The organism is Acidimicrobiia bacterium, assembly GCA_036271555.1.
GTDB lineage: Bacteria > Actinomycetota > Acidimicrobiia > IMCC26256 > PALSA-610 > DATBAK01.
Genome location: DATBAK010000008.1, coordinates 19217 through 44956, shown reverse-complemented (window position 1 = coordinate 44956; position 25740 = coordinate 19217). Strand labels below are relative to the sequence as shown.

19 protein-coding genes and 1 tRNA gene are annotated in these 25740 nt (G+C 69.7%); 8 read left to right on the top strand and 12 right to left on the bottom strand.

All coding sequences use genetic code 11. From position 1 onward, the window contains the following. Nucleotides 1-30: 30 nt before the first annotated feature. Nucleotides 31-279: a Calx-beta domain-containing protein gene (locus tag VH914_03105; GenBank protein HEX4490170.1), complete on the top strand. Its 249-nt coding sequence runs from the start codon at nucleotides 31-33 to the stop codon at nucleotides 277-279. A gap of 53 nt (nucleotides 280-332) precedes the next feature. On the opposite strand, the gene VH914_03100 is transcribed toward VH914_03105, so the two are convergent. After that, nucleotides 333-2519 (bottom strand): ATP-binding protein, encoded by a 2187-nt coding sequence (locus VH914_03100; protein HEX4490169.1) that lies wholly within the window; start codon nucleotides 2517-2519, stop codon nucleotides 333-335. Between the two features lie 212 nt (nucleotides 2520-2731). Here VH914_03100 and VH914_03095 point away from each other — a divergent pair, with 212 nt between their 5' ends. Both VH914_03095 and VH914_03090 read left to right on the top strand, forming a co-directional pair. Beyond that, nucleotides 2732-3562, top strand: coding sequence for an acyl-CoA thioesterase domain-containing protein (locus VH914_03095; protein HEX4490168.1), 831 nt, complete (start codon nucleotides 2732-2734; stop codon nucleotides 3560-3562). Between the two features lie 1269 nt (nucleotides 3563-4831). Next, nucleotides 4832-4904, top strand: a tRNA-Arg gene (locus tag VH914_03090). A 41-nt stretch (nucleotides 4905-4945) separates the two neighbouring features. Here VH914_03090 and VH914_03085 read toward each other — a convergent pair. Both VH914_03085 and VH914_03080 read right to left on the bottom strand, forming a co-directional pair. Continuing rightward, nucleotides 4946-5281 carry a hypothetical protein gene (locus VH914_03085; protein HEX4490167.1) on the bottom strand — a complete coding sequence of 112 codons (336 nt, stop codon included), beginning with the start codon at nucleotides 5279-5281 and terminating at the stop codon, nucleotides 4946-4948. 113 nt (nucleotides 5282-5394) lie between these two features. Then, entirely contained in the window at nucleotides 5395-9687 is a 4293-nt protein-coding gene (locus tag VH914_03080) for an alpha-(1->3)-arabinofuranosyltransferase family protein (protein ID HEX4490166.1), read from the bottom strand. Nucleotides 9688-9856: 169 nt separating this feature from the next. Here VH914_03080 and VH914_03075 point away from each other — a divergent pair, with 169 nt between their 5' ends. Continuing rightward, nucleotides 9857-11416, top strand: coding sequence for a hypothetical protein (locus tag VH914_03075; protein ID HEX4490165.1), 1560 nt, complete (start codon nucleotides 9857-9859; stop codon nucleotides 11414-11416). Then, nucleotides 11413-13464, top strand: coding sequence for a hypothetical protein (locus VH914_03070; GenBank protein ID HEX4490164.1), 2052 nt, complete (start codon nucleotides 11413-11415; stop codon nucleotides 13462-13464). Before VH914_03075 ends, VH914_03070 begins: the two co-directional genes overlap by 4 nt. Nucleotide 13465: 1 nt before the next feature. On the opposite strand, the gene VH914_03065 is transcribed toward VH914_03070, so the two are convergent. The 9 genes from VH914_03065 to VH914_03025 all read right to left on the bottom strand — a co-directional run bounded on the left by VH914_03065 (nucleotide 13466) and on the right by VH914_03025 (nucleotide 21872). Then, nucleotides 13466-14272, bottom strand: a complete 807-nt coding sequence (locus VH914_03065) for a hypothetical protein (protein ID HEX4490163.1) — start codon at nucleotides 14270-14272, stop codon at nucleotides 13466-13468. Nucleotides 14273-14288: 16 nt separating this feature from the next. Further along, nucleotides 14289-16190 carry an acyltransferase family protein gene (locus VH914_03060; protein HEX4490162.1) on the bottom strand — a complete coding sequence of 634 codons (1902 nt, stop codon included), beginning with the start codon at nucleotides 16188-16190 and terminating at the stop codon, nucleotides 14289-14291. Between the two features lie 66 nt (nucleotides 16191-16256). Continuing rightward, the gene (locus VH914_03055; protein HEX4490161.1) at nucleotides 16257-18176 is read right to left on the bottom strand and encodes an acyltransferase family protein; all 1920 of its coding nucleotides are present in this window, start codon (nucleotides 18174-18176) and stop codon (nucleotides 16257-16259) included. 72 nt (nucleotides 18177-18248) lie between these two features. Beyond that, nucleotides 18249-18680 (bottom strand): universal stress protein, encoded by a 432-nt coding sequence (locus VH914_03050; protein HEX4490160.1) that lies wholly within the window; start codon nucleotides 18678-18680, stop codon nucleotides 18249-18251. Between the two features lie 72 nt (nucleotides 18681-18752). Beyond that, nucleotides 18753-19559 carry a hypothetical protein gene (locus tag VH914_03045; protein ID HEX4490159.1) on the bottom strand — a complete coding sequence of 269 codons (807 nt, stop codon included), beginning with the start codon at nucleotides 19557-19559 and terminating at the stop codon, nucleotides 18753-18755. Nucleotides 19560-19640: 81 nt separating this feature from the next. Continuing rightward, nucleotides 19641-20201, bottom strand: a complete 561-nt coding sequence (locus tag VH914_03040; protein HEX4490158.1) for a DinB family protein — start codon at nucleotides 20199-20201, stop codon at nucleotides 19641-19643. Between the two features lie 10 nt (nucleotides 20202-20211). Then, the gene (locus VH914_03035) at nucleotides 20212-20613 is read right to left on the bottom strand and encodes a VOC family protein (GenBank protein ID HEX4490157.1); all 402 of its coding nucleotides are present in this window, start codon (nucleotides 20611-20613) and stop codon (nucleotides 20212-20214) included. 34 nt (nucleotides 20614-20647) lie between these two features. Continuing rightward, nucleotides 20648-21424 carry a helix-turn-helix domain-containing protein gene (locus VH914_03030; GenBank protein HEX4490156.1) on the bottom strand — a complete coding sequence of 259 codons (777 nt, stop codon included), beginning with the start codon at nucleotides 21422-21424 and terminating at the stop codon, nucleotides 20648-20650. 10 nt (nucleotides 21425-21434) lie between these two features. Continuing rightward, nucleotides 21435-21872: a hypothetical protein gene (locus VH914_03025; GenBank protein HEX4490155.1), complete on the bottom strand. Its 438-nt coding sequence runs from the start codon at nucleotides 21870-21872 to the stop codon at nucleotides 21435-21437. Between the two features lie 90 nt (nucleotides 21873-21962). Between VH914_03025 and VH914_03020 the strand changes: the two genes are divergently transcribed. From VH914_03020 to VH914_03010, 3 genes are all read left to right on the top strand, one after another. After that, nucleotides 21963-23279 carry an alkaline phosphatase family protein gene (locus VH914_03020; GenBank protein ID HEX4490154.1) on the top strand — a complete coding sequence of 439 codons (1317 nt, stop codon included), beginning with the start codon at nucleotides 21963-21965 and terminating at the stop codon, nucleotides 23277-23279. An 83-nt stretch (nucleotides 23280-23362) separates the two neighbouring features. Then, nucleotides 23363-24793, top strand: coding sequence for an aldehyde dehydrogenase family protein (locus tag VH914_03015; protein HEX4490153.1), 1431 nt, complete (start codon nucleotides 23363-23365; stop codon nucleotides 24791-24793). A gap of 82 nt (nucleotides 24794-24875) precedes the next feature. Beyond that, entirely contained in the window at nucleotides 24876-25694 is an 819-nt protein-coding gene (locus VH914_03010) for an SDR family oxidoreductase (GenBank protein ID HEX4490152.1), read from the top strand. Nucleotides 25695-25740 lie beyond the last annotated feature (46 nt).

Below are 25740 nucleotides of genomic sequence, written 5' to 3'. Positions count from 1 at the left end.
GATGCCGGTACGAGCAGGGCCGCGTTCGACGTGACGCGGGATGACGCGTCCGCGTCGACGGTGACCGTTGCGTGGTCGACCGCGCCGGGAACCGCGAAGGCGGGAGCCGACGACGCGTCGGCGTCGGGAACCGTCTCGTTTCCTGCCGGAACGACCTCGAAGACCGTCGGTGTCGTCGTCAAGGGCGACACGGCCGTCGAGGCGGACGAGACGCTCTCGCTCACGCTCAGCGCGTCGACGGGCGCGCGACCATCGGCCGCGCCACCGGCAGCTCCGTGATCCTCAACGACGACTGAACGACCGCCCCGCCGTCGCGCGCATCTCGCCCCGTTTCAGGGAACCAGCGCGCCGTCGTACGTGGACGCGGCGCGGTCGATCGCGGCGAGGAGCGCGCCGATGTCGAATGGCTTCGTGACGTAGTCGGCGGCGCCGAGCGCGCGCAGACGCTCGATCTGGGTGGGCGTGGCGTCGGCGCTCACGACGATCACCGGGATGGCGCGCGTCCGCGGATCGGCACGGAGGCGTTGGAGCACGAGCTCGCCGGAGAGGTCGGGCAGGTTCAGGTCGAGGAGCACGAGATCGGGTGGTGAATCGGTCGCCGCGGCGATTCCCTCGGCGCCCAACTTGGCCGTGCGCAGCGTGATGTGCGGACGGCGGTCGAGCAGGCGGCGGACGAGCATGATGTTGGCGGGGTTGTCCTCGACGTAGAGCACCGTGCGGGCCGCACCGTCGGTGATCGGAATCTCGGCTCGGCCCGGTTCGCGGTTCAGTGCGGCGATGGGCGCTTCGTCGTTCGGGAGCTCGATCCAGAACGTGCTCCCGGTTCCCACCTCGCTGTCGACGCCGATGGTCCCGCCGAGGGCATCGATGAGCCGGGACGTGACCGCGAGGCCGAGCCCGGTTCCCTCGATGTCGGTCTCGTCGGCGCCGAGGCGCTCGAAGGGGCGGAACAGGCGCGTCTGGTTCTCGGCCGAGATGCCGCCGCCGGTGTCGGTGATCGACACGCGCACGCGTCCGTCGGCTTCCTCGCAGCCGATGTCGACGCGGCCGTGATCCCGGTTGTACTTGACCGCGTTGGCGAGCAGGTTGACGAGGATCTGCCGCAGCCGATGACGGTCGGCGCGGACGAATCGATCGCACCCTTCGGGGGCGCGCGCAGGGACTTCGATGCCCCGGTCCGCGGCGATCGGGCGCACGAGCTCGATCGCCTCGGTCACGACGTCGGCCAGGTTCACCGGCTCGATCGACACGCTGAGGCGACCGGCCTCGATCCTCGAGATGTCGAGGACTTCGTTGATGAGCTCGAGCAGGTGGCGTCCGGCGCGCCGGATGAGCGCCACACTTTCCCGCTGATCGTCGTCGAGCGCGTCGTGTTCGAGTAGCTGCGAAAAGCCGAGGATCGCGTTCAACGGCGTGCGGAGCTCGTGGCTCATCCGCGAAAGGAACTCGCTCTTCGCTTGGTTCGCATGCTCCGCCGCGTCGCGGGCGAGCGCGAGACGTTCTTCGCCCGCGCGGAGCTCGTCCCGGCTCTCGCGAAGCTCGCGGTCGGCGCGTGCCTGGCGCCGAACGGCTCGCAACATGAGCAGCACTCCGGCTCCGACGATCAACGCGAGCAGGATGGCGACGAGGGTGACCGTCTTGCGCAGACCGTTGACGCGACCGAGCACGCTCCGCCGGGGCACCTCGGCGAGCAAGGTCCACCCGAGCGGATGGATCGGCACCGACGCCGCGATGGTCGCCCCGGTCGACGCGTGTCGGACCGAGACGACGGAGCGCCCGCGCAACGCCGCCGCGATCTGCGGATCGCGCCGCAACGATGACGTTGTGCGTACGGACGATCCCGGTGTCGCGACCTCGACGCCCGTTTGGTCGGTCACGGTGATCGAGACGCCTTGCGCTCCGGAGAAGTGATCGACGTAGTCCTGCAGGGTGTCGAGTCGGTAGGCGACGACGAGGATGCCGACCCGCGACGACGTGCCCGGCGCGAAGATCGGCGCCGCGGCCGCGACGACGAGCGGATGCCCGGTCGCGGCCGTCCGGTAGACGCTCGAGACGTAGGGCGCGTTGGTTGCGGTGACGCCGCGGTACCAGTCGCGATACGAGAAGTCCTTCCCGAGAATCGACGGCGTCTCGGGCAGGATGTCGAGGAGCACGCCGGCGTCGTTGCTCACGAACGCGAGCGCGATGTTCGATCGAGTGCGGCGCAGCTCGTCGAGGTCGGCGTGCAGACCCGCGCGCGCGATCGATCCACTCCGACCGTCGCCGACTTCGGCCACGAGTTGCGGTCGGCGCGCGTACGACTGCACCAGTTCCGACAGGCCGCCGAGCTCGTCGTTCACCGCGACCGCGCTCGCCTGTGCCGACGCCGCGACCTCGCGCTTCGCCTCGCCTTGCACCGCGTTGCTCGACACCGTGACCGCCGAGTACGCCAGGACCGCGAGCGCAGCGAGCGCGATCACCGCGACGAACGCCGTCGTCGCGATCAGATGCGATCCGCTCCGTGCCCGTCGATGGCCCACGCGCTTCCCGTCCCGCTGCCTCGCTCGCCGCGCGGTGAGCGCGGTCGAGTCTCTCGACTCATCGGCATCCGCGGTTGCCGACTGTCCGCTACGACTGAGCAACAAACACAACGGACGGCGGCCGCGGGGTCCGACTACCGAAGGAGCAGACACACCAGAGCGCCGTCCGCAGTCGAGAGGGCGAACGCCTGGTCCTGGCAGAATCGCAACCCTTGGACTTCGCGACGATGATGGCGCTCGAACCTCACGGCCCCGACACGTTCGTCGGTACCGGACCGGAGTACCCGTGGGGCGGCCTCTACGGCGGACAGATCGTGGCGCAAGCGCTGCGCGCGGCCGGGCACAGTGTCGACGCGCGCTTCCTGCCGCATTCGCTCCACGCGTATTTCATCCGCGCCGGCAATGCCACCGAGCCGATTCGGTTCGAGGTCGACCGCGACCGCGACGGCCGTTCGTTCTGCACCCGGCGGGTCGTCGTACGCCAGTCGACCGGCGTCATCCTCAACATGGCCGCGTCGTTCCACATCGTCGAGCAGGCACCCTTCGCGCAAGCCATCGCGATGCCGGACGTGGATACTCCGGAGACGCTCGCGAGTCCCAGCTGGAGCGAGTTGTTCGAGCGGCGCTTCGTCACGACGACCGGCAGTCCGACCGGGCGGGCGACTGCGTGGCTCCGCCTCCACGACTCGGTCGCCGACGATCCGATCCTGCACGCGTGCGGATTGGCGTACGTATCCGATGACCTGCCGACCGACGCGGTGTTCACGGTGCACCCGGATATGCCGAGCGGCTTCCCGCACGAAGTCGCGAACCCGCACGAGATGCTCAGCTCCGCGAGCCTCGACCACTCGATCTGGTTCCACGGCCTCGCCGATCCGTCGAAATGGCAACTGCACGACTTCACGTCGCACGGCGTCGGCGGTTCGCGAGGACTGGCGAGCGGCCAGGTGTATACCGAGTCGGGCCGGCACATCGCGACGATCAGCCAAGAGGTGCTGCTTCGCAAGCGCCGGACGGGCCTCGATTCGAACCCGACTCGCTAACTTGTGACGAGCGTGACCACCACGCCCGTCCTCGGGACCCGGACTACAAGAAGGTCGCGGGACGACGGAGCGACTCGGAGAGCATCAACCGGCATCGCGACGACGACCTCTACCTCCGGCGCGCACATAGTGTCGGCGCCTAGCGACAGTTGTACGACTACCTCGCCTACGCGCGCACCGCGAACGCACTCGCGTTATTCAGGTACCGGAAGGGCCATGCGGCGCGGCTCGCCGACGCCGCATGAACTGCCTCCCATAACGAGCGCCGAGCGGGCATCATGCGCTGGTGGGAATGAGCAGATCCTTACGGGCAATCGCGTGCGCTGGCGCACTGATCGCTGCGGCTCCCGGCTGCTCACATGTGCGCGATGCCGCGGCGTCTCGCACCAGCACTACGAGCGCCCCTCGCAGCCGGCTTCTTGTCTCGTGTACCCGTCCCACCCGGATCGGCGGCGACGGTGGCGCCTCGAACGAGATTCATCCTGCGCGCTCGGACGGCGATATCTGGGGGCTGCTTCAGGGTCCACTACCGCCTCGGGTCGGCGAGCAGCTCAAGATCGTGTGGCGTGTGACCGGCAGCGGACCTCTGCGAGTGTCGTTCACCGCGCCGGACGGCCGACAGCGCCCGTTGATCTTTGGCCCCGAAGCTCATCTCGCCAGCAGCTACCACCGTCCCGGCGATGAATGGGGCACCGGCTTCGAGTTCGACGCCAGCGGCTGTTGGCACATCCACCTTGCGAGGCGTGATGCGTCAGGCGACGTCTGGTTCACCGTCTGATCTCCGCCCATAACTGCCGCTCGGCCGCTCGGCGCTCGCCGGTAAGGGTCCCGTCGGGTCCGCGTTCCACTTCACGGAGCTGCTCGACTGAGCCGCGCTCGCCGAACGAGCGTCAGGCAGGCCATTCTGAAGGTGTGATCGCCTCGATTTTCAGTCGCGCAGATGGCGAACCGTGCCCGGGATGCGGAGTGCCGATGCACTTCGCCCGGCTCTTCGGTCCGCCCGCACGCGTCGACGACAGGCCGCGGCATCGACGGCCCATCGCCGTGTACAGGTGCGACGAGCACGGTGATTACCGACCGGGTGCGGACGGCGCACTCATTTGGCTGGGACCCGCTCCGGCCAAGTAGCGCGGCGAACGCGGCCCGTCCGCAGCGCCCATAACTGCCCGATCTGCTCCCCTGAGCTGGACCGCCGCGCTCCCTTCGAGCCGAAGAGCCTGCCCGGTAGGTTTGTCAACAGGTTTGTCACCGAGTTTGTCACATCCGCCCGCCCTCGTAGCTCAGGGGATAGAGCATCGGTTTCCTAAACCGTGTGTCGCAGGTTCGAATCCTGCCGAGGGCACAAATCGACAGCGAACGTGATCGGCGAAGGCACCGCGACGATCAGGTGCCGAGGGCCCGATGACACTCGGCTTCGACCGCGGTCGCCGCGTCGTCGAGCTGCGAGATGTTCGTCGTCGAGTCGCTCACGCTGAGCCCGTCGATGAGCTCGGCGAGGTGCGTGCCCGCCGCTTGTCGGCGGGCCTTCGACATCGCGGCCGTCGTCGCCGGGCCACTCGACTGAGACGCGAGCAAGGTCTTGCACGCGGTCGCCTCCTGCGCGTACGCGTTGGGCTTCGCGTGCGCGTCGGACTTCGCTTGCGCGTGCGTACCGGAGCTCGAACAGCCCGCGACCGTCAGGCCGGCGACAGCGATCAGCCCGAAAATGCGGAGTTTCATCGTGGCGTCCCTCTCGTCCGTCAACCCGCGCCGCAACTCTGAGGCACTCGAGCGGCCGGGCCAATAGGTCGATCGGCTCGTCTTGCGAGGGACAACCGGCGGCGACGGGACCGCTACGGCGGCGAGGTACGCCGCCACAGCCACTCGACGGTCGCGTCGACGAGCAGCAGGAACAGCGCGATCCACATCGGCACGCGCGCCCACGAGAAGATCGACGGCCAGTGCGTGCCGGTGGCGTAGTGCTCGATCGCCTGCGCGCCCGCCATGTACAGCGCGATGAACGCGACGATCGCGACCGGCGCGTAGCGGACGACGAGCCGCGCGCGACGATCGCGAATCGAGGCATACGTCAGCGCGCCGACCAGCAGTCCGACCCACGGATGCACGACGACGCCGGCGAGCACCGCGAGGACGACGACCGCACCGACGGACAACCGCGTATCGCTCGTCAACGCGGGCTCGAGCAGCGGCGGGCGCACGGTGATCGACGCATCTTCGCTCGGCACCGGCGCGACCGCGGCAACCCGTCGGCGCGCGGTGAGCAACGACCACCCGAGGATCACGAGACACGCGATGCCGCCGACGAGCGACAGCCACAGCGCGATCCACACGTACCGCTGCGGAGTCCACACCACCGACACGGTCACCGCGTGCCCGACGGTGCTCGCCGGCAACAACCAACCGTTCGCGTAGCCGTCGACGAGTTGCGGCGGGCCGAGATCGTGGCCGGCGATCGTCGCATGCCACCCCGAGTTCAGGCTCTCGCCGAGCACGAGCCAACGGCGAGAGTCGGACGCGGGAACGAGCAGCTTCATCGACGTGCGCGTCTGATGCTGCACGGTCACCGGCGCGGTCACCGACCGATCGGGCGCCGTCATGATCGACGCCGCCGGCGCGGCCGAACCGCCGCCCGCCGACGCGAGCACCACGCGCGAAAGATCGAACGGCGTCGAGCTCGTGACGCCGTGGCGGTTGCGCAGCGACACCACTTGGTGCGATCCCGAGCCGAGCGCGACCGACTCGGCCGCCTCGGACGCCTCGGAGGAACCGCACGCCGAGACCGCGACCGGTCGTCCCTGGAGCGCGTCGACAGTGGAGCCGGTGACGCGAACCGAGACCTCGTGACCATCGATCGTGACGAGTCCCGACGTGCACGTTCCGGGAAGTTGTGCGGGCGCGGGTGCAAGGGAAACACCCGGAATCCCGAGCTCCGCGACGCCGGCCGGCAACAGGTGCACACCGTCGTTACTGCGCATCACGAACGGTTTTGCCCTCGTGATCGTGACGCTGAGCCGGCGCGTGTGCAGCGGCGCGAACGACACCGATTCCGAGTCGACACCGCTCGTCGCCACAAGGGGCGCCGACGGGAGCTTCACCACTCGCGTGCCGTCGTCGCCGGTGATGCGCAACTGCGTCGGCAACGAATGCCGGCCGTCGGCGCGCAGCTTCAGATCGAGATGATCGATCGTGCGCGCCGTAGGCAGCGCGACGCTCATCCGTGCGCCGTCGACGTGGTCGACGGGCGTGTTCCACGCAGTCGTGGCGTCGCCGTCGAGCGCGTTGAACGCGCGGCCGGCCGGGCTCGCGAGCTCTCCGAAGCCCGTCACCGTGACCCCGCCGTGCGCGGCATCCGGCCGTCCGAGCATCGCGTCGATCGCGCCGTCGGTGGCGGCGTCCGACAGAACCGCGCTCCCCGAGACGGAGAACGTGCGCGCGGTCGGCAGCGTGAACGTGCGGCGCACCGCGAGCTGATCCATCGTCGACTCAGCCGACATCACGACGACGAGCGGGTGCTGTGAAGACGACGTGCCGAGCGCGGCGAGCAGATCGGTCGGCAGTCGCATCGACTCGACGGCACGCACGAGCCGAGCCTCCCCCGGCCCGTTGTCACCCATCCGCACCTCGGAGATGCCGACCGGATTGAACGCGGCGAGGCCGTGGCCCTTGTGCACGCGGTCGACGTCGATCTCGAGCTTCGAGAACTGGCGCGTCGGGAACTGTGCGCGCTCCCCTGACAGCTGCTGCGCCGACGGGTCGAGTTTCACGCGCACCGGGTGCGCGCCGTCGAAGCGGAGCGTCACCGCGCCGATGTACGACGCGCCCGCGGTGAGTGCGATGTCGACGTGGTCCGTCGTGATCGGCTTGTCGAGCGTGATGACGAGCTTCTGCTTGCGTGCGTTCGACGGCACCCACGCGGTCGACGGATCGCCGTCGAACGCGTTGGCGGGTCGGCGCGACGGCGTGTAGCCGAAGATCGAGCCGTAGCTCGTCGCCTCGACCGAGCGGACGCCGGGGATCTCGGCGACCGTGCGCGACGCGTCGGTCTCGCCGGGGAACACCTCGATGCGCTGATCGCTCGGATCGGTCACGAGCGGCTTCTCGCCGGCGGTCTCGGTCAGGCCGTACACGTCGGTGAGCCCGCCTCGTTGCGCGCGCCGACGGTTCGAGTCGGTGAGCACGAGCACCGCGTTCTGGGGCAGCGCGCGCAACGCGCTCGGCTGCTTCGCGTAGGACGCGGAGTAGAGGATCGGTCGCGCAGCGTCGAGGAGTCCCGCGGACGCGAGATCGACGAGTCCTTCACCATCCCCCGCGACGACGACCGGCGCGTCGGCGCCCTGTACGCGCACGATCGGTTGCGGGTTCTCGACCGGGAAGATCGCGACCGGCGGTGGCGTGTCGTTCGACGACGGGACCGCGGTGAAGTCGGGCAGCGCGGGCGCGATGTGGCGGCCCTTGGGTTTCGTGCCGTAGTGCTGCGGTGTCGCCAGACCCGACGGTTGCGGGGCGGTGAAGAGTCGCCACGCGACATCGGCGGGCACGAGGTTGAACGCGTCGGTTTGCAGGTCGTTGCGCAACAACACGTCGCCGACCGCCATCAGGCGCGCGATCGGCGCGACCGCGTTCGCGTCGAGCGTGCCGTCCTGCAGGCGCCCGTCGAGTGCCTGCAGGAGCTCCGCGCCCGCGACCGAACCCATCGGCACGAGCTCGCGCGCGTCGAAGGGACGGTCGATGAGTCCCGGCTCGATGGGGTCGATCGTGTTGCCCCAGGTGTACGCGGCCTCGCCGGAGCCGGGCATGGAGAGCACACGCGTGTCCTGCGGACCCGCGTTCGCGGCCTTCAGCGCGCTGCGCCAGTATGCGGGCACCGCGCCGCGCTCGTAGTTCGGCGTGTAGTAGGTGCCCTTCCAGCTGCCGACCGCGTTCACGAGGCACAGCGCGCCCACGACGAAGGCGACACCGACGCCGAGACCGGGACGGCTCGTGGTGCGCATGCGTACGACGAATGCGTTGATGCCCGCGGCGAGCAGCGCCGCGAAGCCGAGTGCCACGAGCGGCGTCGCGCGCGAGGTGCTCCGCAGCGCGAGCCCGAGCGTCGACGACGTCGCGAACGACTTGAACGCGCCGCCCACGATCGACGGGTGGCTGTACGGCGCCGCGCCGACGGCGATCGCGACACCGAGCACGATGAGGATCACGCAATAGAGCCGGTAGCGCCAGCGCACGATCGCCGACGCGAGCATCGCGAGCGTGGGGATCAACAGGCTCGCGAGCAGGATCACCGGGTCGCGCGTGAAGTCGAGCAGCCCGCGGTCCCACCAGTTCACCGGGTTGCGGCCGTAGAACAGCCAGTACCCGAGCCCCCGCACGATCTCGAAGGGGTACGCGGTCGCGGAGACGTCGGTGATCTTCTCCGTGAAGCGCAGCACGTCGAGCCCGTAACGCGATTCGACGAACAAACCTGAGAGCCACCACAGCGAGGTGATCGTCGTGAGCAACGCGGTCCGCCACAGCGCCGACCACAGCCGGCGGCGGTCGGTCTCGCGCGTGACCGCGACCGCGAAGATCGCGTACACGAACGGTCCGATGAGCGCGTACAGCAGCGCGGTCGCGTTGACGCCGCCGACGAGCTGCACCGTCAGCGCGATCAACGCCGGATAACGCCAGCCGCGCGTTCTCAACGCGAGCGCGGTGAAGGCGATCAGCCACGGCAGCGCCGCCCACGGACCGAGCAGCACGCTCAACCGGTCCGAGTACTCGAGGACGTAGGGCGTGAACGCGTAGGCGAGCATCGCGACGGGCAGGCCGGGTCCGGCGACGCCGAGCGTCTTCAGCAGGTACCGCATGCCCATGCCCGCGGCGAAGAGCAAGGTGCCGAGCCAGAGCCGTTGCGCGACCCATGAGGGCATTCTCAGGATCTGCTCGAGGACCCAGAAGAACGGCCCCATGGGGAACAGGTAGCCGACGTTCTGGTGGGTGACCGTGCCCAGTCCGACGTGCGGATCCCACATCGACGGCGCCGCCGCGAGCATGCGCGACGGATCGAGATACAGGTACGACTTCGTGTCCGACGCGACCTTGCCGGGATCGGTCAGCAGGAGCGGCACGTACGCGACGACGGCGAACAACCACCATCGAGCCCCACCAGTGCCGGACGGCTCGCGAGCAACGTCGCGGACGCGGGGGGCACCGCGAGCGAGCGTCTCACGAGCTCCCGCTCGGCCGCCCGCCATACGCGCAGACCGTACCGTTCGCCCCGTCTTGCGCGCCAACGCGCACGTCGATGACACTGCCTCGGTGGAGGGGCGGGAACAAGCGCTCGCGCCGCGCAGCGGCGCAGTCCTCCGCGCGGGACTCGGCGCGGGCATCGTCGCGGCTGCGATCGGCGCGGTCTTCGCGTGGCTCGGCGTCGTCAACGGCGACGAGGGCTGGTATGCGCTCGGCGCGCGCTTCGTCAGCCAGGGCCGGCTCCCCTACCGCGACTTCGCGTTCACGCAGGGTCCCGCGTACCTCTACGTGCTCGCGCCCTTCGTGCGGCTGCTACCGGACGTCTACACCGCGCGGGCGGTGTCGGTCGTGTGCACGGCGGTGTCGATCGGGCTCCTGATCGCGGCGGCGCGCCGCATCGGCGGGAAGTGGACGGCACTCGTCTCGTGCGCAGCCCTCCTGGCGACGGTCCCGTCGCTGCCGTACTGGCTGTCGATCACGAAGACCTATTCGCTCGCGTGCCTCTTCCTGTCGGCCGTGTTCTTCACGCTCACGTCGAACACGTCGCCGGGCGTGCGCTATCCGGTCGCGGCCGCGCTCGCGGTCGGATTCGCCGAGACCCGGTCGACGGGCTTCGCGCTCGCGGTGGTGCTGGTCCTGGCCCTGCTCGTGCTCTCGCCGGACGAGCGGACACGCGTCCGGGTCGTTCTCGCCAGCGCGGCCGCGATCTTCCCGGTCGTGGTGCTCGTGCTGCTCGAGTGGAGCCGGTCGTCGTGGGGCCTGCTCGCCTATCACCACCTCGGTTCGCACGGCAGCGCGGGCATCGGCCGCTACTGGTCGCGGAGCTACGCGATGGCGCACTCGTGGCCGGGACCCTTCCTGCTCGGCGCGCTCGCGCTCGTCGCCGTGCTCGTGAACGCCGACATCCGAGCGACGCTGCGCCGCCGCCTGGATCTCGTGGCGCTCGTCGTCGGCGTCGTGCTCTTCGTCTTCCTGCACGAGACTGCCGCGCAGTTCTTCTCCGAGGAGTACTTCGCACCGGTCGCCGCGCCGGTGATCGTGATGTCGACGATCGTGCTCATGCGCGCGGCATCAAGGGTGCCGCGACCGACGAGCGGGGTCTTCGCACGGCTCGCGTCGGGCGCGCTCGCGGTCGGCATCGTCATCTCCGCGATCACCGGCGGGCATCAGTACTATCTCGGTGCGCCGGGGTGGGGCGGCAGTCCCGCCGGTCTGAACGAAGTCGTGCGCTGCGTGCAGGAATTCTCGAAGCCTCACGACACGGTCTTCGCGCTCTCGCTCGAAGAGGTCGTGTTGCAGGCGCACCGTCGCCCGGTGCCCAACGTCACGCTCGGCCCGTTCTCCTACGAGGACGTCTCCACGCAGCGCGCCCGGCAGCTGAAGATCATCAACGACGTCGAGCTCGCGACCACGTTCAAGAACCGGCCACCGCGCGTCGCGGTGTTGACCGTCGACGACATCTTCGAGACGCATCGTGCGGGCTACTTCTCGAAGAAGAAGGTCGAGAACAACGCCTGGTACTTCCTCTTCCAGCGGTACAAGCCGGTCTGCAAGGCCACGCTCATCCGCCACGTGTTCAAGAACGTCAAGGAATCCGTCACCGTCTACGCCCTTCCACCTGACAAGTGAACGACCTGACGGAGACGAATTGGTTCGCGCGGCCGTCGCGCCGTTTGCGCGATCTCGTAGGCCGCGATCGGCAGCTCGCGATCGCGATGTTCGTCCTGCTCGTCGTGCCGTTCGTCGTCGCGGTCGTCCGCTCCTACCACGACCACTGGATCCCCAGCGGCGACGAGGCGAACATCGCGACGCGTGCGCTCGACGTGTTCAGCCGGCATCCGCCGCTCACCGGCCTGCCGTCGACATCCGGGCTCTACGGAGACCTGATCTCGACGAACCACCCGGGTCCGATGGAGTTCTACCTCCTCGCGATCCCGTTGCGACTGCTCGGCATGACGTGGGGGCCGCTGCTCACCGCCGCCGCGATCAACGCGGCGGGCGTGCTCATCGCCGCGTGGGTGTTCTTCCGCCGCCTCGGCCTCAACGCAATGTTGTGGGCCGGCGTGTTGCTCCTCGCGGTCATGTTCTCGGGCGGCACTGCGGTGCTCGTCGACACGCTGAGCTCGAACATGACCATGTACTCGCTGTTGTGTACGGCCGTGCTCGTGTGGGCGGTGATCGACGGCGACTTCCGGCTCCTGCCGCTGACCGCGTTCGTGGCGAGCTACGCCGCGCAACAACATCTTGCGAACGCGCTGCTCGTCTTCGTACTCGTTGCCGTCATGCTGATCGCGATCGTCGTGCAGCTCGCTGCAGCCCGACGCAAGCACGTGTCCGCGCCGCGCGGAACGCTGCGACCATGGTTGCTCGTCTCGACCGCGATCTTCGCCGTGTGCTGGTCGCCCGTGCTCGTTCAACAGTTCACGGGTCACCCCGGCAACCTCACCGCGATCGTCCGCTTCGCGCGCGACAACACGCGGCCGACGCTGGGCTTCTCGGCCGGCCTGCACCAGGTCGTGCACGCGATCGCGCCGAACGGCGTGCTGACGCGAACCGACACAACCGGGAACTTCTTCATCTTCTCCGCCGGTGCGCTGCGCACGGTCCTCGCGATCGCGGTCGTCGTCGTGCTGGGTGCGATCCTCGTGGGCCAGCGGCGCCGTTCCCCCGCGCTGGCGCGACTGGCGGGGGTCGCGCTGGTGCTGCTCGTCGCCGGCGCCGTCAACGGCAGCAACGTGCCGCGCAGCTTCGAGTCGAGCCGCGTCAACCTCTACCGCTGGACGTGGACCGCAGCCCTGCTCACCTGGGCTGCGATCGGCATCGCCGTCGCGCCGCTGCTCCGACGCGCGCTCGAGCGCGCGCCGAGCGCTCGAACCTGGCGCGTCGTTGCTCCGGCGCTCCTCGTCGTGTCCGCGCTGATCGCCGGTTCCGTCGTCGTCGTCAACGACAAGGACGATCACAACCGAGAGGTCAAGGAGTTCGCGATCGAGCGCCGTCTCGACCGCGCGGTGCTCTCGCACATCAACCGCAACGCTCCGGTGCTCGTGACCGAAGTCGGCACCGACGCCACCCTCTCGCTCGCGCCGCAGCTCATCTTCCGCCTCGTGCAAGCCGGCGTACGCGTCGAGGTGCCCCAAAGCGATGCCGACACCATCTACGGCAAGCAGCGGAGCTACCACTGGACCAAGAAGATCCAGACGATCCAGGTCTCGAGCGAGCTCGCGCGCACCCCGACGGGCCCCGGCGCGCTCTTGCTGTGGGAACCGTACGGACCCGGTCGGACCGCGGAGTTCAACGATCTCGTGGCGCGTCGCACGAAGCTCCTCGACGAGCTCGCGAGCGAGGTGAAGGGCAAGGAGATCGTCCTCGCGCCCGGTGCGATCGAACGAATCGACCGCGCCTATCCCGCGCTCGAAGCGCTCGCGCTCACCCGCGCGCTCGGCCGCATGCAGACCGACCCCGTCGCCGCGCTCGCGTCACCAACGGTGCAGAAGCTGCTGCGGCAAGGCGTTGTGCAGTCGCCCACGCTCGACCAGGGCAAGCTGCTCCAGCTCGCGTTGATCCCGCCGTACAGCCGCCGCGGCACCTACGGCAACGATCAGGTCGATGTACATCTGCTCGACGCGTTCTACTCGGCGTATTGCAACAAGGTCACGTGCTTCCCGCTCTCGTCGTGAGCTAGGTACCACGGACCTGCCCGAGCAGCCACCGCGCGACGAACTCGCCTCCCGGGCCTTCGTAATGGAAACCGTCGGGCCGGAGCACCAACCCGTTGCGCTTCGTCACGCAGTGTCCGCTCGGGCACACGAACGCCGCGAGATCGACGAGGCGAGCCGTCGACCGCGCCACGGCCGCGCGCTTCGCGCGGTTCTGGCAATCGTCGGCGCGGTCATCGCCGTGTCCGGCGATACCCGAGTACGCCGACGTGGTCACGACGACCGTTGCACCCGTCGCGCCGAGCTTCGCGATCTCGGCGCGCAGGTCGCGTTCGTACAGCGCGTCGTAGGTCGCCGAGCACGGCGCAATCGGCTTGCCGCGATAGGTGCCCCCGCCACGGGGCGGGTCATCGTCGAGCCAGAACACGATCGACGGGTGGAAGGCCCTCACGACATCGGACTCCCACGCGGGCGCACACGGCTCCCGCGACAGGGACGCACCATCGGCGAGCGCGATTCGCTGTCCGACGATCTGAGGGGGAAACGTGCACGCGGTGACCGCGGCGTCGAGAACTGCGACCGACGGAATCGCCTTGAACGAGCTGCCGATGTAGTACGCGAGTGAGTTCCCCACGAGGAGCACCCGCGTCGATCCGGTGGGCGCGGTCTCGGCGGCGGAGCGTGCGGCCGTGATCCGTGCCGCGGCCCCCTTCTCGACCGCGGCGGCAGTCGGCGCGGGAGGCGTGTACGGCGTGTCGCCGTGCCACATGTACCAGCCACCCACAGCGAAGAACGCCACGAGCGCGGTCGTCGCGACCCACACCTTCATCGCGCCGCGTCCGGAGTCAACGGAGGTGCTTCAGCAGCCAGGCGCCGATGAGCCGTCCGCCGGGCCCGGCGTAGTGGATGCCGTCCGAGCGGAGGAACACGCCGTCCTGCTTCGTGCGGCACTTGCCGTGCGGGCAGACGTACGAGAACAGATCGACGAGCTTGGTGCCGGTGGCGGACGCGACCTGGCGCCGCAGCCGGTTCTGGCAGTCGGCCGCGGCGTCGTTGTCGGCGTTCCGGAACCGCGGGTACGCCGACGTCGTGAGCACGACATGCGCGCCGTGCGAGCCCAGCACGCCGACGACGCGCGTGAGCTCGCGCCGGAACTCGTCCGCGTACCGCGCGCCGCACGTCGAGATCCAGTGCCCGTGCTGCATCAGGTCGTCGGCCGGGCTGCTCGTGAGCCACACCACGACGTCGGGATCGAACGCCTCCAGTGCCGGGAGCTCCCACGCCGGATCGCACGGCGCGGTCGGTTCGACGACGGTCGAGCCGTCGGTACGTCGCGACCGATTCTCCGTCACGCCCGGCAGCGAGTTACAGCCTGCATATCCCGCGTTGTACACGGCGACGGGCGGCGTGGTCCGCATGCTCTGGAGCGTCTGCGCGAGGAGATCGGCGACCGAGTCGCCCGCGATCATCACGCGGGGCTCGTCCGCCGACGCAAGCGCTCGTGCGCGGTGCGCGGCGAGCAGCTCGAGCTGCGCCGACTTGCCCGTGATCGCGCCGCTCCCGCTCGCGCTCGCGCTGCTGCCGGTGCCGGCCGTCGTGACGAACAACGCGACCGCGAGCCCGAGCGCGATTGCCGGTGACAAGCGGCGCAGCTGGAGCGCGCTCACACGGCCACGACGAATCGGCTGCTCGATGTAGTGGTACGACACGAGCGCGGCGGCGAGCGCGACCGCGGTCTGCAATCCGAACAGCGGCCAACCGTGCAGGTGCGCGCGTTGCGCGTCGAGCGCGATGTCGATCGGCCAGTGGTACAGGTACAGCCCGTAGCTGATCAGACCGAGACCACACAGCGGACCGAACGACAGCGCCCGCGCGACGAGCATCCGGTCGGGATGCACCGCGGTCGCGATGATCGCCGTCGCCGCGAGGCCGCAGACGAGGAAGCCACCGCGATAGAGGTCGGCCGATTGCCCGTCGAGCCCCGTCCACGCGACCGCGAGCACCGCGACACCGACGAGACCGACGGCTTCGAGTGCGATCCGATCATTGCGGCGCGTCGGCGGTCCGTACGCAGCGAGTGCCGCCGCGAGCGCGGCACCGAACAGGATCGCGGCCGCGCGCGTGTCGGTCCCGAAATAGACGCGGTTCGTGTGCGCCGGGTTGTACAAGGCGATCATCAACCCGCTCGAGATGCTCGCCATCGCCAGCGAGGTGACCAGCACCGCCTTCGGCGTCGCACGCTTGAACCGCGTGAGCAGCACGACGAACAGCAGCGGCCAGATCACGTAGAACTGCTCTTCGATCGCGAGGCTCCACGTGTGGTTCAGCGGCGACGGCGCGAGGAACAGAGTGAAGTAGCTGGTGTGCGAGAAGATCTCGTGCCAGTTCGCGAAGTAGAACAACGTCGCGAACGCGTCGCCACGGATTTGTGAGAGCTCACCGGGCTTGGCGAGCACCTGCGCGTAGATCGCGACGCCGACCATCAGCACCGCGAGCGCGGGCAGCAGTCGTCGCGCCCGCCGAGCCCAGAAGTTGCCCAGGCTCACGGCACCGCTGCGACTCGACTCCGCGAGCAACAGCGTCGTGATCAGGAACCCAGAGAGCGTGAAGAAGAAATCCACGCCGAGATAGCCGCCCCGCAAGTGGTCGCCATGGAAGAGCAGCACCCCCGCGACCGCCATCCCGCGCGCGCCGTCGAGCGCCGAGATGTGCGCGATTCTCGCGGCCCCGTCCCTGGCCCCCTCCACTCCGAAAGGGTATCCGCGCCCTCGAAAACGGCACCATCGCGCGCGCCCGGGCAGGATCTGCGGGCGTTACGGCGAGCGCACCTGCGAGTAGAGCCAGCGCGCGACGAGATCCGCCCCTGCACCCTCGTAGTGCAGACCGTCGGACCGCAGGGTGACACCGTCGATCTTCGACCGGCACTCGCCCTTGGGGCAGACGTATGAGAACAGGTCGACGAGTTGCGAACCCGTCGCCGCCGCGACGCTCCGCCGCATCGCGTTCTCGCAGTCGTCCTGTGCAGGATCGTTCGCGGCGCCGTCGCGGCGTGAGTACGCCGACGTCGTGATCACGACCTTGGCGCCGAACCGGCCCAGCTGCGCGATCTCGCGCCGGAGGTCGCGCTCGTACACCTCGTCGAACAGAGGTGAGCAGCCGGTCATCGTCTGCCCGCGGTACTTACCGCCGATCGCGCCGCGCGTGCTCGCGATCCAGTAGACGACGGTCGGACGGAAGGCCGCGACCGCGCGCGCTTCCCATGCCGGATGGCACGGGGCGAGGTCGACGATGCCGCCGTTCACCTCGGCCGGCGGCCGCAGGATCTCGGGCGGAAAGATGCATCCGAGCACGGAGCCGTTGAACACGACCGGCTTCGGCGTCGCCTGCAGATCGACGAAGCCGCGCGCGAGCAGGAACGCGACCGAGTTCCCGACGACCATGACGCGCGGCGCGTCGGCTGTCGCTCGTTGGCGCGCCACGAGCGCGCTCTCGACCATGAGGTTCGCCGAGCTCGGCGTGTTCGGCGCCGCCACCGCCGGCGCCGAGCTCGCTCCGCTCGTCGTGGCAAAGAGCGCGAGCGCGAGCGCGACCGCGACCACGGGCGTGAGCCGGCGGAGCTGCACGGTGTTCACGCGCCCGCGCCGGATCGGCTGCTCGATGTAGCGGTACGACAACACCGCGGCGGCGAGCGCGACGGCGGTCTGCAATCCGAACAGCGGCCATCCGTTCAGATGGGCGCGTTGCGCGTCGAGCGCGACGTCGATCGGCCAGTGGTACAGGTACACGCCGTAGCTGATGAGGCCGAGCCCGCAGAGTGGACCGAACGAGAGCGCGCGGGCGACGAGCATCCGGTCGGGATGCACCGCCGTCGCGATGATCGCCGTGGCCGCGAGGCCGCACACGAGGAACCCACCGCGATAGAGCGTCGACGACTGCCCGTCGAGTCGCGTCCACGCGATCGCGAGCACCGCGAGCCCCGCGAGGCCCGAGATCTCGAGTGCGATCCGATCGCTGCGCCTCGTCGGCGGTCCGTACGCCGCGAGCGCCGCCGCGAGCGCGGCACCGAACAGGATCGCGGCCGCGCGCGTGTCGGTCCCGAAGTACACGCGGTTGTTGTGCGCGGGGTCGTAGAGCACCACCATCAACACGCTCGAGACGGTCGCGAGGCCGAGCGACGTCGCCAGCACCGCCTTCGGCGTCGCGCGCTTGAACCGCGTGAGCAGCACGACGAACAGCAGCGGCCAGATCACGTAGAACTGCTCTTCGATCGCGAGGCTCCACGTGTGGTTCAGGGGCGACGGCGCGCTGAACAACGCGAAGTAGCTCGTGTGCGAGAAGATCTCGTGCCAGTTCGCCGCGTAGAGCAAAGTCGCGAACGCGTCGCCGCGGATCTGTGAGAGCTCACCGGGCTTGGCGAGCACCTGGGCGTAGACGACGACGCCGACCATCAGCACCGCGAGCGCGGGCAGCAGTCGTCGCGCCCGCCGGGCCCAGAAGTTGCCCAGGCTCACGGCGCCGCTGCGACTCGACTCCGCGAGCAACAGCGTCGTGATCAGGAACCCAGAGAGCGTGAAGAAGAAGTCGACCCCGAGGTAGCCGCCCCGCAAGTGGTTGCCGTGGAAGAGCAGCACCCCCGCGACCGCGAGGCCGCGAGCGCCGTCGAGCGCGGAGATGTGGGCGATCTTGGCGCCCCCGCGCTCGATCCTTTCACCGCCTCGCTCGGCCCCCTCCACTCCGAAAGGTTATCCGGCACCCCGAAACGTCCACCATCGCCCGCGGCCGAGACGACGCCGGTGCCGGGCCGGCTACGCGGCGGGTGCGGGCACCGCGACGACGGGCCGGACCGCGTGGTGCAAGAGGTCGTGGCGCGTGCTGCCGAACACCAACTCGGTGAGCGTGCCGCGCGCCGTCATGCCGACCACGATGAGCGAAGCGTCCTCGGCGCGCGCGACCTTCATGAGCTCGTCCGCGACTCGACCTTCGGTCACGCGCGCTCGGTACGGCACCCCCGCCTCCCGCAGCGGCGCGGTCCACTCCCCCGCGAGCCGGCGCTTCGCCTCGGCGCGCATCGGGTCGGTGTTGATCTGCGCGGCTGCGAGCTCCCACGCACGCGCGGCCGACGAGACGTACACGAGGACGAGCTCGGCGCCGACGAGTTGCGCCTGGCACTTCGCCCATTCGAGCGCGGCCAGGGCCGCCGGTGAGTTGTCGAACCCGACGACGATCCTCTCGGCCATATCGGGCCGCGTACCCGATTCGGCGGCGTCGCAATCGGCGCGCGCCGGCCGAAGCGAGTACGCGATCGGCCGTCAGCTCGTCTTCGTCGCGTACCAGTCGAACACGCCGCTCGTCGGCTGGAAGTAGTGCCCGGGCGTGCCCGCGCCGTTGAAGCCGCTCGTCGTGCGCGTGCCGATCATGACGACGCCCGCGTCCTCACCACTCGAGATGCCGAGCGCGACGTGCTTGCCCATCTGCACCCAATTGCCGGTGTCGGCGAGGTTCACGAGCGAGAAGCGACCCGAACGCGACGAGAACCGGTCGTGGCTGAGCACGAGCGTGTCGGAGAACGTCGGACCCTGCGGGAACTGCACGCCGTACGTGCCCGACGCGTTACCCGGCGGCTGCTGCTCCTGCGCCGCGAGCTGGTTCCGCTCACTCGCGACGCGCTTCGCCGCGCTCGCGGTCGAGCCGTCGCGCGTCGCCGACCACGTGATCTGGCCCCAACCCGGGATGTCGACCCAACCGGCGATGCCGTGCGGCGTGACGTGGCCGACGAGCACGACGCCCGCGTGCCCTTGTTCCGACGACGCGATCATCATCGCGATCGAGTGGCCCTGCGTGATCCAGTTGCCGTAGTCACCGATGTCGGTGAACTCGAACGTCCCGGAGTTGGCGGCCTCGGGACCTTGCGTGATCACGAGGTGGCTGTTGATCCGCGCCGCGGGCACCGTCGCCTCGTAGCTTCCGGCCGCGCTGAGGTGCGCGCCGGCCGGTGTGGCATGCGCCGGTCGCGTCGCGACGCGCGCACCTGCGGGAACCGCACCCGCACCCCACACTGCGGCGGCGAGTGTGACCGCCCCGAACGCGCTCACCGCGCGCGAAGTCATGCGTCGCATGTTCCCATCCTCCTTGATGCAACCCCCGACGGGCCTCCGGCGGCGCAGGCTAGCGGCGGGCGTTTCGCACGGGAAATGCGCCTATGAACCGAGACCGTGCCCGCGGTACAAGTCGCGCAGCAGCGCGATCTCGGCGCCGTGGTGCACCACCTCGCGTTGCGCGTGCAGGGCGAGCGCGAGGTAGGTCTTGTCTGCGTCACCGCGCCACTGCGGACCGAGCAGCTCGTACAGGCCGTCGGGCGCCCGCGTCTCGAGCCCCGCGACGAACACCTGCCACGCCTGCCTCAGGAGATCCCGAGCGCGTGACGTCTCGAGCACCCACGCGGTCGCGTGCAGCCCGGTTCCGGTCCGGTCGAACGCGCGCGCCGAGTACGAGTCGAGGCAGTCGACCGCGATGTGCCACAGCCTCCACGCGATCGTCGTGACCGGTGCCGGATCGGGATCGTCGGGCCCGTCGAGCCAGTCGGCGGTCACGGAGCCGTTGGGGCTCGCGCGCACCGACCAGCAATCCGCGACCGGTTCCCAGAGCGCCTCGGTGTCGGTCAGGCCCGCGAGCCGCGCGTCGAGCTGCGTCCACGTCTGCTCGAGGGAGTCCGACAACGCGCGCCAGGTCTCGTCGGCATCACTCCCAGCCGCGCGCACTACGAGCGTCTCATTGCAGATGCGGTGTGACGCAGACGCCGACGATGAGGCCGTTCGGGTCGAGCACACGCGCGATCGTCTGACCCCACGGCTCGGTGCGCGTCTCGTGCACGAGCTCGTAGCCCGCGGCCTGGAGCTCGGCTGCGGCGGCGGGCACGTCGTCGACCTCGAACTCGACCGACGCCTGCGGCACGGGCACGTCGGCGGGCCACTCGGCGGTGCCGTAGCACGCCTTCGCGGCTTCGGTGAGCGGCCACAGCCCGAAGTGCTTCACACCGTCGAGCTTCTCGGTGAAGGAGTAGTCGTCGGCCTCGCCTTCGAACGTGAGGCCGATCGTGTCGCGGTAGAGCGCACGGGTCGCCGGGACATCACGGACGATGGGCGCGAAGCTGGCAACGAAACGGACGTTCATGACGGCACCTTTCAGTCAGGCGTTCCTGCCGCCATCATCCGCGCGCGACCGTCAACCCGTCTTGTACGAATCGGACATCGCGCTCGGAGTGCGCGCCGGCGAGATCCGCGGGCGTCCGGTCCGCCAGCGCGCGGCACTCACGCGCGAGGTGGGCCTGGTCGGCATAGCCGACGGAATGCGCGAGATCGGCGAGGCTGAGCGCGTCGCGGCGCGACGCGAGCGCAAGGAAGCGACGGAAACGCACGATGCGGGCCAGCACCTTCGGCCCGTAGCCCACGGCCCCGAGCACGCGTCGGTGCAGCGTGCGCTCGCTGACACCGAGTCGATCGGCGAGCGCGTCGACGTGGGTCGACGGCACACGCGCGATCGCGCGCACGGCCCCGGTCGCGAGCGCGTCGACGGGCTCGTACGCGTGCTCGAGCACCGCGCGCTCGAGCATCGAGGTCGCGGGCATCGAACCCGTCACGAGATCGTCGGTGAGTCGCCGCGCGCGTGATCCGTCCCACAACGCGTCGAGCGGGACGCGTTGATCGCGGATCTCACTCGCAGGAACGCCGAGGAACGCGGGCGACACACCGGGACGGAACCGCAACCCGCTGTGCGCGCGCCGAGCCTCGAGTGAGTCGAGCACGACCGGTCCGGTGTCGGGACCGGCGACGAAGAGCGACTCGCCGTCCCACACGATGTCGACACAGCCATCGGGCAGGATCACGTCGCGCTCGCTCTGCGATCCATCGCGCGACCACGTGCACACCACGACGGCGCGCAGCGCCGACGACGGCGCGTCCTCTCGGTATGCGGGCGTGCTCACGCCGGCGCCGTCAGAACGTCTGCGGGACGCCGGCGCGCGTCAGCGAATCGCCGAAGCGGTCGGGCAGCTGCACGTGCCAGTTCGCGGCCGCGAGGTCGGCGCGACTCATGACGACCGCGCCGACGGAACGGCCCTGCGACGAGAACCGGAACGTCCACGTCGAGCCCTCGTCGAAGACGGACCGCACGGTCGTGTGATTCTTCGCCGAAATGTTGCCGAGCAGCAGCGTCGCGCCGTGCGACCCACCCGAGACCGATGCCTCGAACGCGTAGGTGTTCGGGTTGTCGAACGTCACGCTCGATACGTAGGGACCGGTGCGCAGCGCGGACGCGAGCACGGCGACCGCAGCCACGGCGACGACGATCGCGATCGGGATCCAGAGATCGAACGGAAGCCGTCGACGCACGCGCCCTTCGGGCAGATACGGCTTGACCGGAGCACTCGGCATCGAGACGAGGCTACCCAAACGGCGCCGCTTCTCACCTCACGGCGCGCGCCGGCGTTGACCGGGCGTGACGCGGCGCGCGACTCTCGCCCGATGACGGACGATCGTGCGGATTCAGGTCTCAGCCGGCGCGAGCTGCTCGCGCGGGGTGCCGGGCTGGCGGGCGTGGCCGGTGTCGCATCGCTGCTCGGGACGACGGGCAGCTCGGCGGCCGACATGCTGCTGCCCCGGCGGACGGCGTTGCCGCAGCCCAAGAAGTCCGGTATCGAGCACGTCGTCGTGGTGATGATGGAGAACCGCTCCTTCGACCACTTCCTCGGATGGCTGCCCGGCGCGAACGGCACCCAAGCCGGGCTCTCGTTCGCGGATCCCGCAGGCAAGCGCCATCGCACCCAGCACCTCACGGAGTGGCAGGGCTGCGGCCACCCGGATCCCGACCACTCGTGGGACGGCGGCCGCACCCAGCTCAACGGCGGCGCGTGCGACGGATGGCTGCTCGGCGCCAACGACGAATACTCGATCGGCTACTACAAGGGCGCCGATCTCGATTTCTACCGTCATGCGGCGCCGTACTGGACCGTCTGCGACAAGTACTTCGCCGCGATCATGGCGTCGACGTACCCGAACCGCTTCTTCATGCACGCGGCGCAGACCGACCGACTCAACAACGGCGGTACGTACCCCACCACGCTGCCCACCATCTGGGACTCGCTGGCCGCCGCCGACGTGAGCGCCGCGTACTACTACACCGACCTCCCGTTCATCGCGCTGTGGGGGTCGAAGTACTCGGATATCACGCATCCGTACACGCAGTTCCAGGACGATTGCGCGAGCGGCAACCTTCCCGCGGTCTCGTTCGTCGATCCCAAGTTCCTCGACGAGGGTTCCGGCACCGCGGGCGACGACCACCCGCACTCCGACATCCGCGTCGGCCAGTACTGGCTGAACCAGGTCTACGACGCGATCACGAACAGCCCCGCCTGGGACAGCACCGTGCTCGTGATCAACTACGACGAGTGGGGCGGTTTCTTCGACCACGTGCGACCGCGCAAGGCCCCCGACGCCAATCCCGACGCGCGCCTGCGCGGCTTCCGCGTCCCCGCGTTCGTGATCTCGCCGTTCGCTCGTCGTCATCACGTCGCACACGATCTCTACGACCACACGTCGGTGCTCAAGATGATCGAGTGGCGCTGGGGTCTCGAGCCGCTGACCGTGCGCGACGCCGCGGCGAACAACATCGCCGAGGTCCTCGACTTCAAGAACCGAGACCTCCACGCGCCGAAGTGGAACGTGCCCGAGGTCGTCGGCGTCGCCTGCCCGGAGGAGAGTGCCGAGGCCGACTTCGAAGACTGGCTGATCCTGCGTGAGCACGCGGAGCGCAGCGGCTTCGATCTCCCCACGCACGCCTGATCCGACCCGATCGGAAGGCCCTCCGCCGCCATTAGGGTGGCCGCGCGCCGCGACGAAGCGACGACGCGACGGGAGGAGCGACGATGACGAGCACCGACCACGCGCTGCCGATCGGTTCCGACGAGGTCACCACCGGCGAGTGGATCGAGGTGCGCGCGCCGTACGACAACGAGCTGCTCGGCCGCGTCCCCGCGTGCGGCGCGCGCGAGGTCGACGCCGCGGTGGCCGCGGCGCGCTCGGTCTACCAGGCCGATCCCCTGCCCGCCTGGAAGCGCGCCGAGATCCTCGACACCGCGGCGCGCCTGATATCGGAACGGATCGAGCCGTTCGCGCGCATCATCGCGACCGAGTCGGCGAAACCGATCAAGACGGCGCGCGTCGAGGCGCAACGCGCGATCTCGACCTTCACGTTCGCGGCGGTCGCCGCACGCTCCCTCACCGGCGAGATGGTGCCGATGGACGCGAGCGCCGCGGGTGAGGGAAAGCTCGCGTTCACCCTGCGGGTCCCGATCGGCGTCGTCGGCGCGATCAGCCCGTTCAACTTCCCCTTCAACCTCGTCGCGCACAAGCTCGCGCCCGCGATCGCAGCCGGGTGCCCGGTCGTGTTGAAGCCGGCGAGCCAGACACCGCTGTCGGCGATCGCGCTCGCGCGGCTCCTCCTCGACGAGTGCGGACTGCCGCGCGGGCACCTCAACCTCGTCACCGGCAGCGGCGGCAGCGTCGGCAACGCGATCGTCGAGCACGACGACATCGCGATGATCACGTTCACGGGGTCACCCGACGTCGGCTGGGGCATCCGCGCCAAGGCCGCGCGCAAGAAGGTCGGGCTCGAGCTCGGCAACAACGCGCCGCTGATCCTCGAGCCCTCCGCCGACTTCGAGACCGCCGCGAAGAAGGTCTCGGTCGCGGGCTTCAGTCACGCGGGCCAGTCGTGCATCTCGACGCAGCGCATCTACGTGCACGAGTCGATCGGCGATCGTTTCCTCGACGCGCTCACCCCGTTGGTCGAGGCGCTGAACGTCGGTGACCCGCTCGACGAGGCGACCGACGTGTCGGCGTTGATCTCGGCGGGCGAGCGCGACCGCGTCGCGTCGTGGGTCGAGGAAGCGCTGAGCCAGGGCGCGCAGCTCGCGTGCGGCGGCAAGATCGGCGAGGACGGCGTGCTCCGGCCGACGGTCCTCACGCACGTGACGCCGGAGATGAAGGTGTGCGCGGGCGAGGTGTTCGGCCCGGTGGTCGGCGTCGCGACCTACACCGACTACGGCGAGGCCCTGCGCCTCGCGAACGACTCGCGCTACGGCCTCCAAGCCGCGGTCTTCACGCGCGAGCTCGACGCCGCGCTGCGTGCCGCGCGCACGCTCGACTACGGCGGCGTGCTCGTGAACGAGGTGCCGACGTTCCGCGCCGACCAGCAGCCGTACGGCGGCCTGCGCGACAGCGGGAACACACGCGAGGGCCCGCGATACGCGGTGGAGGAGATGACGGAGTCGCGCCTCGTCATCTTGAACCCGTGAGCGGCCAGGCGCAGACCGGAGGCGCGGTCAGCGCACGAATGATGGGGCGTCCATCGGATCGAGCGCCGGCGGTCGGAGCCGCATGAGCGCCGACGGCCGCCTCGACGGCAAGGTCGCGCTGATCACGGGCGGGGGTTCCGGCATCGGCCGGGCAACCTGCCGCCGGCTCGCGGACGCGGGCGCACGCGTCTTCGTCGTCGACCGCGACGAGGCATCGGCCCGCGCGGTCGCCGAGGAAGTCGGCGGTTCCTTCTTCGTCGCCGACATGGGCAACTCGACCGAGGTGAACGCCGCGTTCGGCGCGTGCGTCGAGACGTTCGATGTGGTCGACATCGCGTTCCTCAACGCGGGCATCTCGATCGGCGTCGCGGATCTCACCACGCTCGTCGACGACGATTACCACCGGCTCATGCGCGTGAACGTCGACGGTGTCGTCTTCGGGCTGCGCGCCGCGATCCGCGCGATGGAAGCGCGCGGCGGCGCGATCGTCGCGACGTCGTCGCTCGCGGGCATCATCCCGTTCCCTCCGGATCCCGTGTACGACGCGAGCAAGCACGCGGTCGTCGGCCTGGTCCGCTCCGCCGCGCCGACGCTCGTCGCGAAGAACATCACCGTGAACACGGTGAACCCCGGGATCGTCGACACGAACATCCTCACGCAGGCGGCGAAGGACGCGCTGCGTGGCGCGGGGTTCCCGATCATGGAGCCTTCGCAGATCGCGGACGCGGTGCACGGCCTCGTCACGTCGGGTGTCACCGGACAGTGCTGGGTATGCCAACCCGGACGCGAAGCGGTGCCCTATGCATTCCGCGACGTCCCGGGTCCGCGCGGCGGCGGCACCGAGGGGCGGCGGATGCCCGCCTTCGCAGCCGACGAGGAGTCCTGGGCCACGCGGTCGTAGCCGCTCCAGGGGCAGCTCGCGCGTCGGTCCCGCGTACGATGGTCAG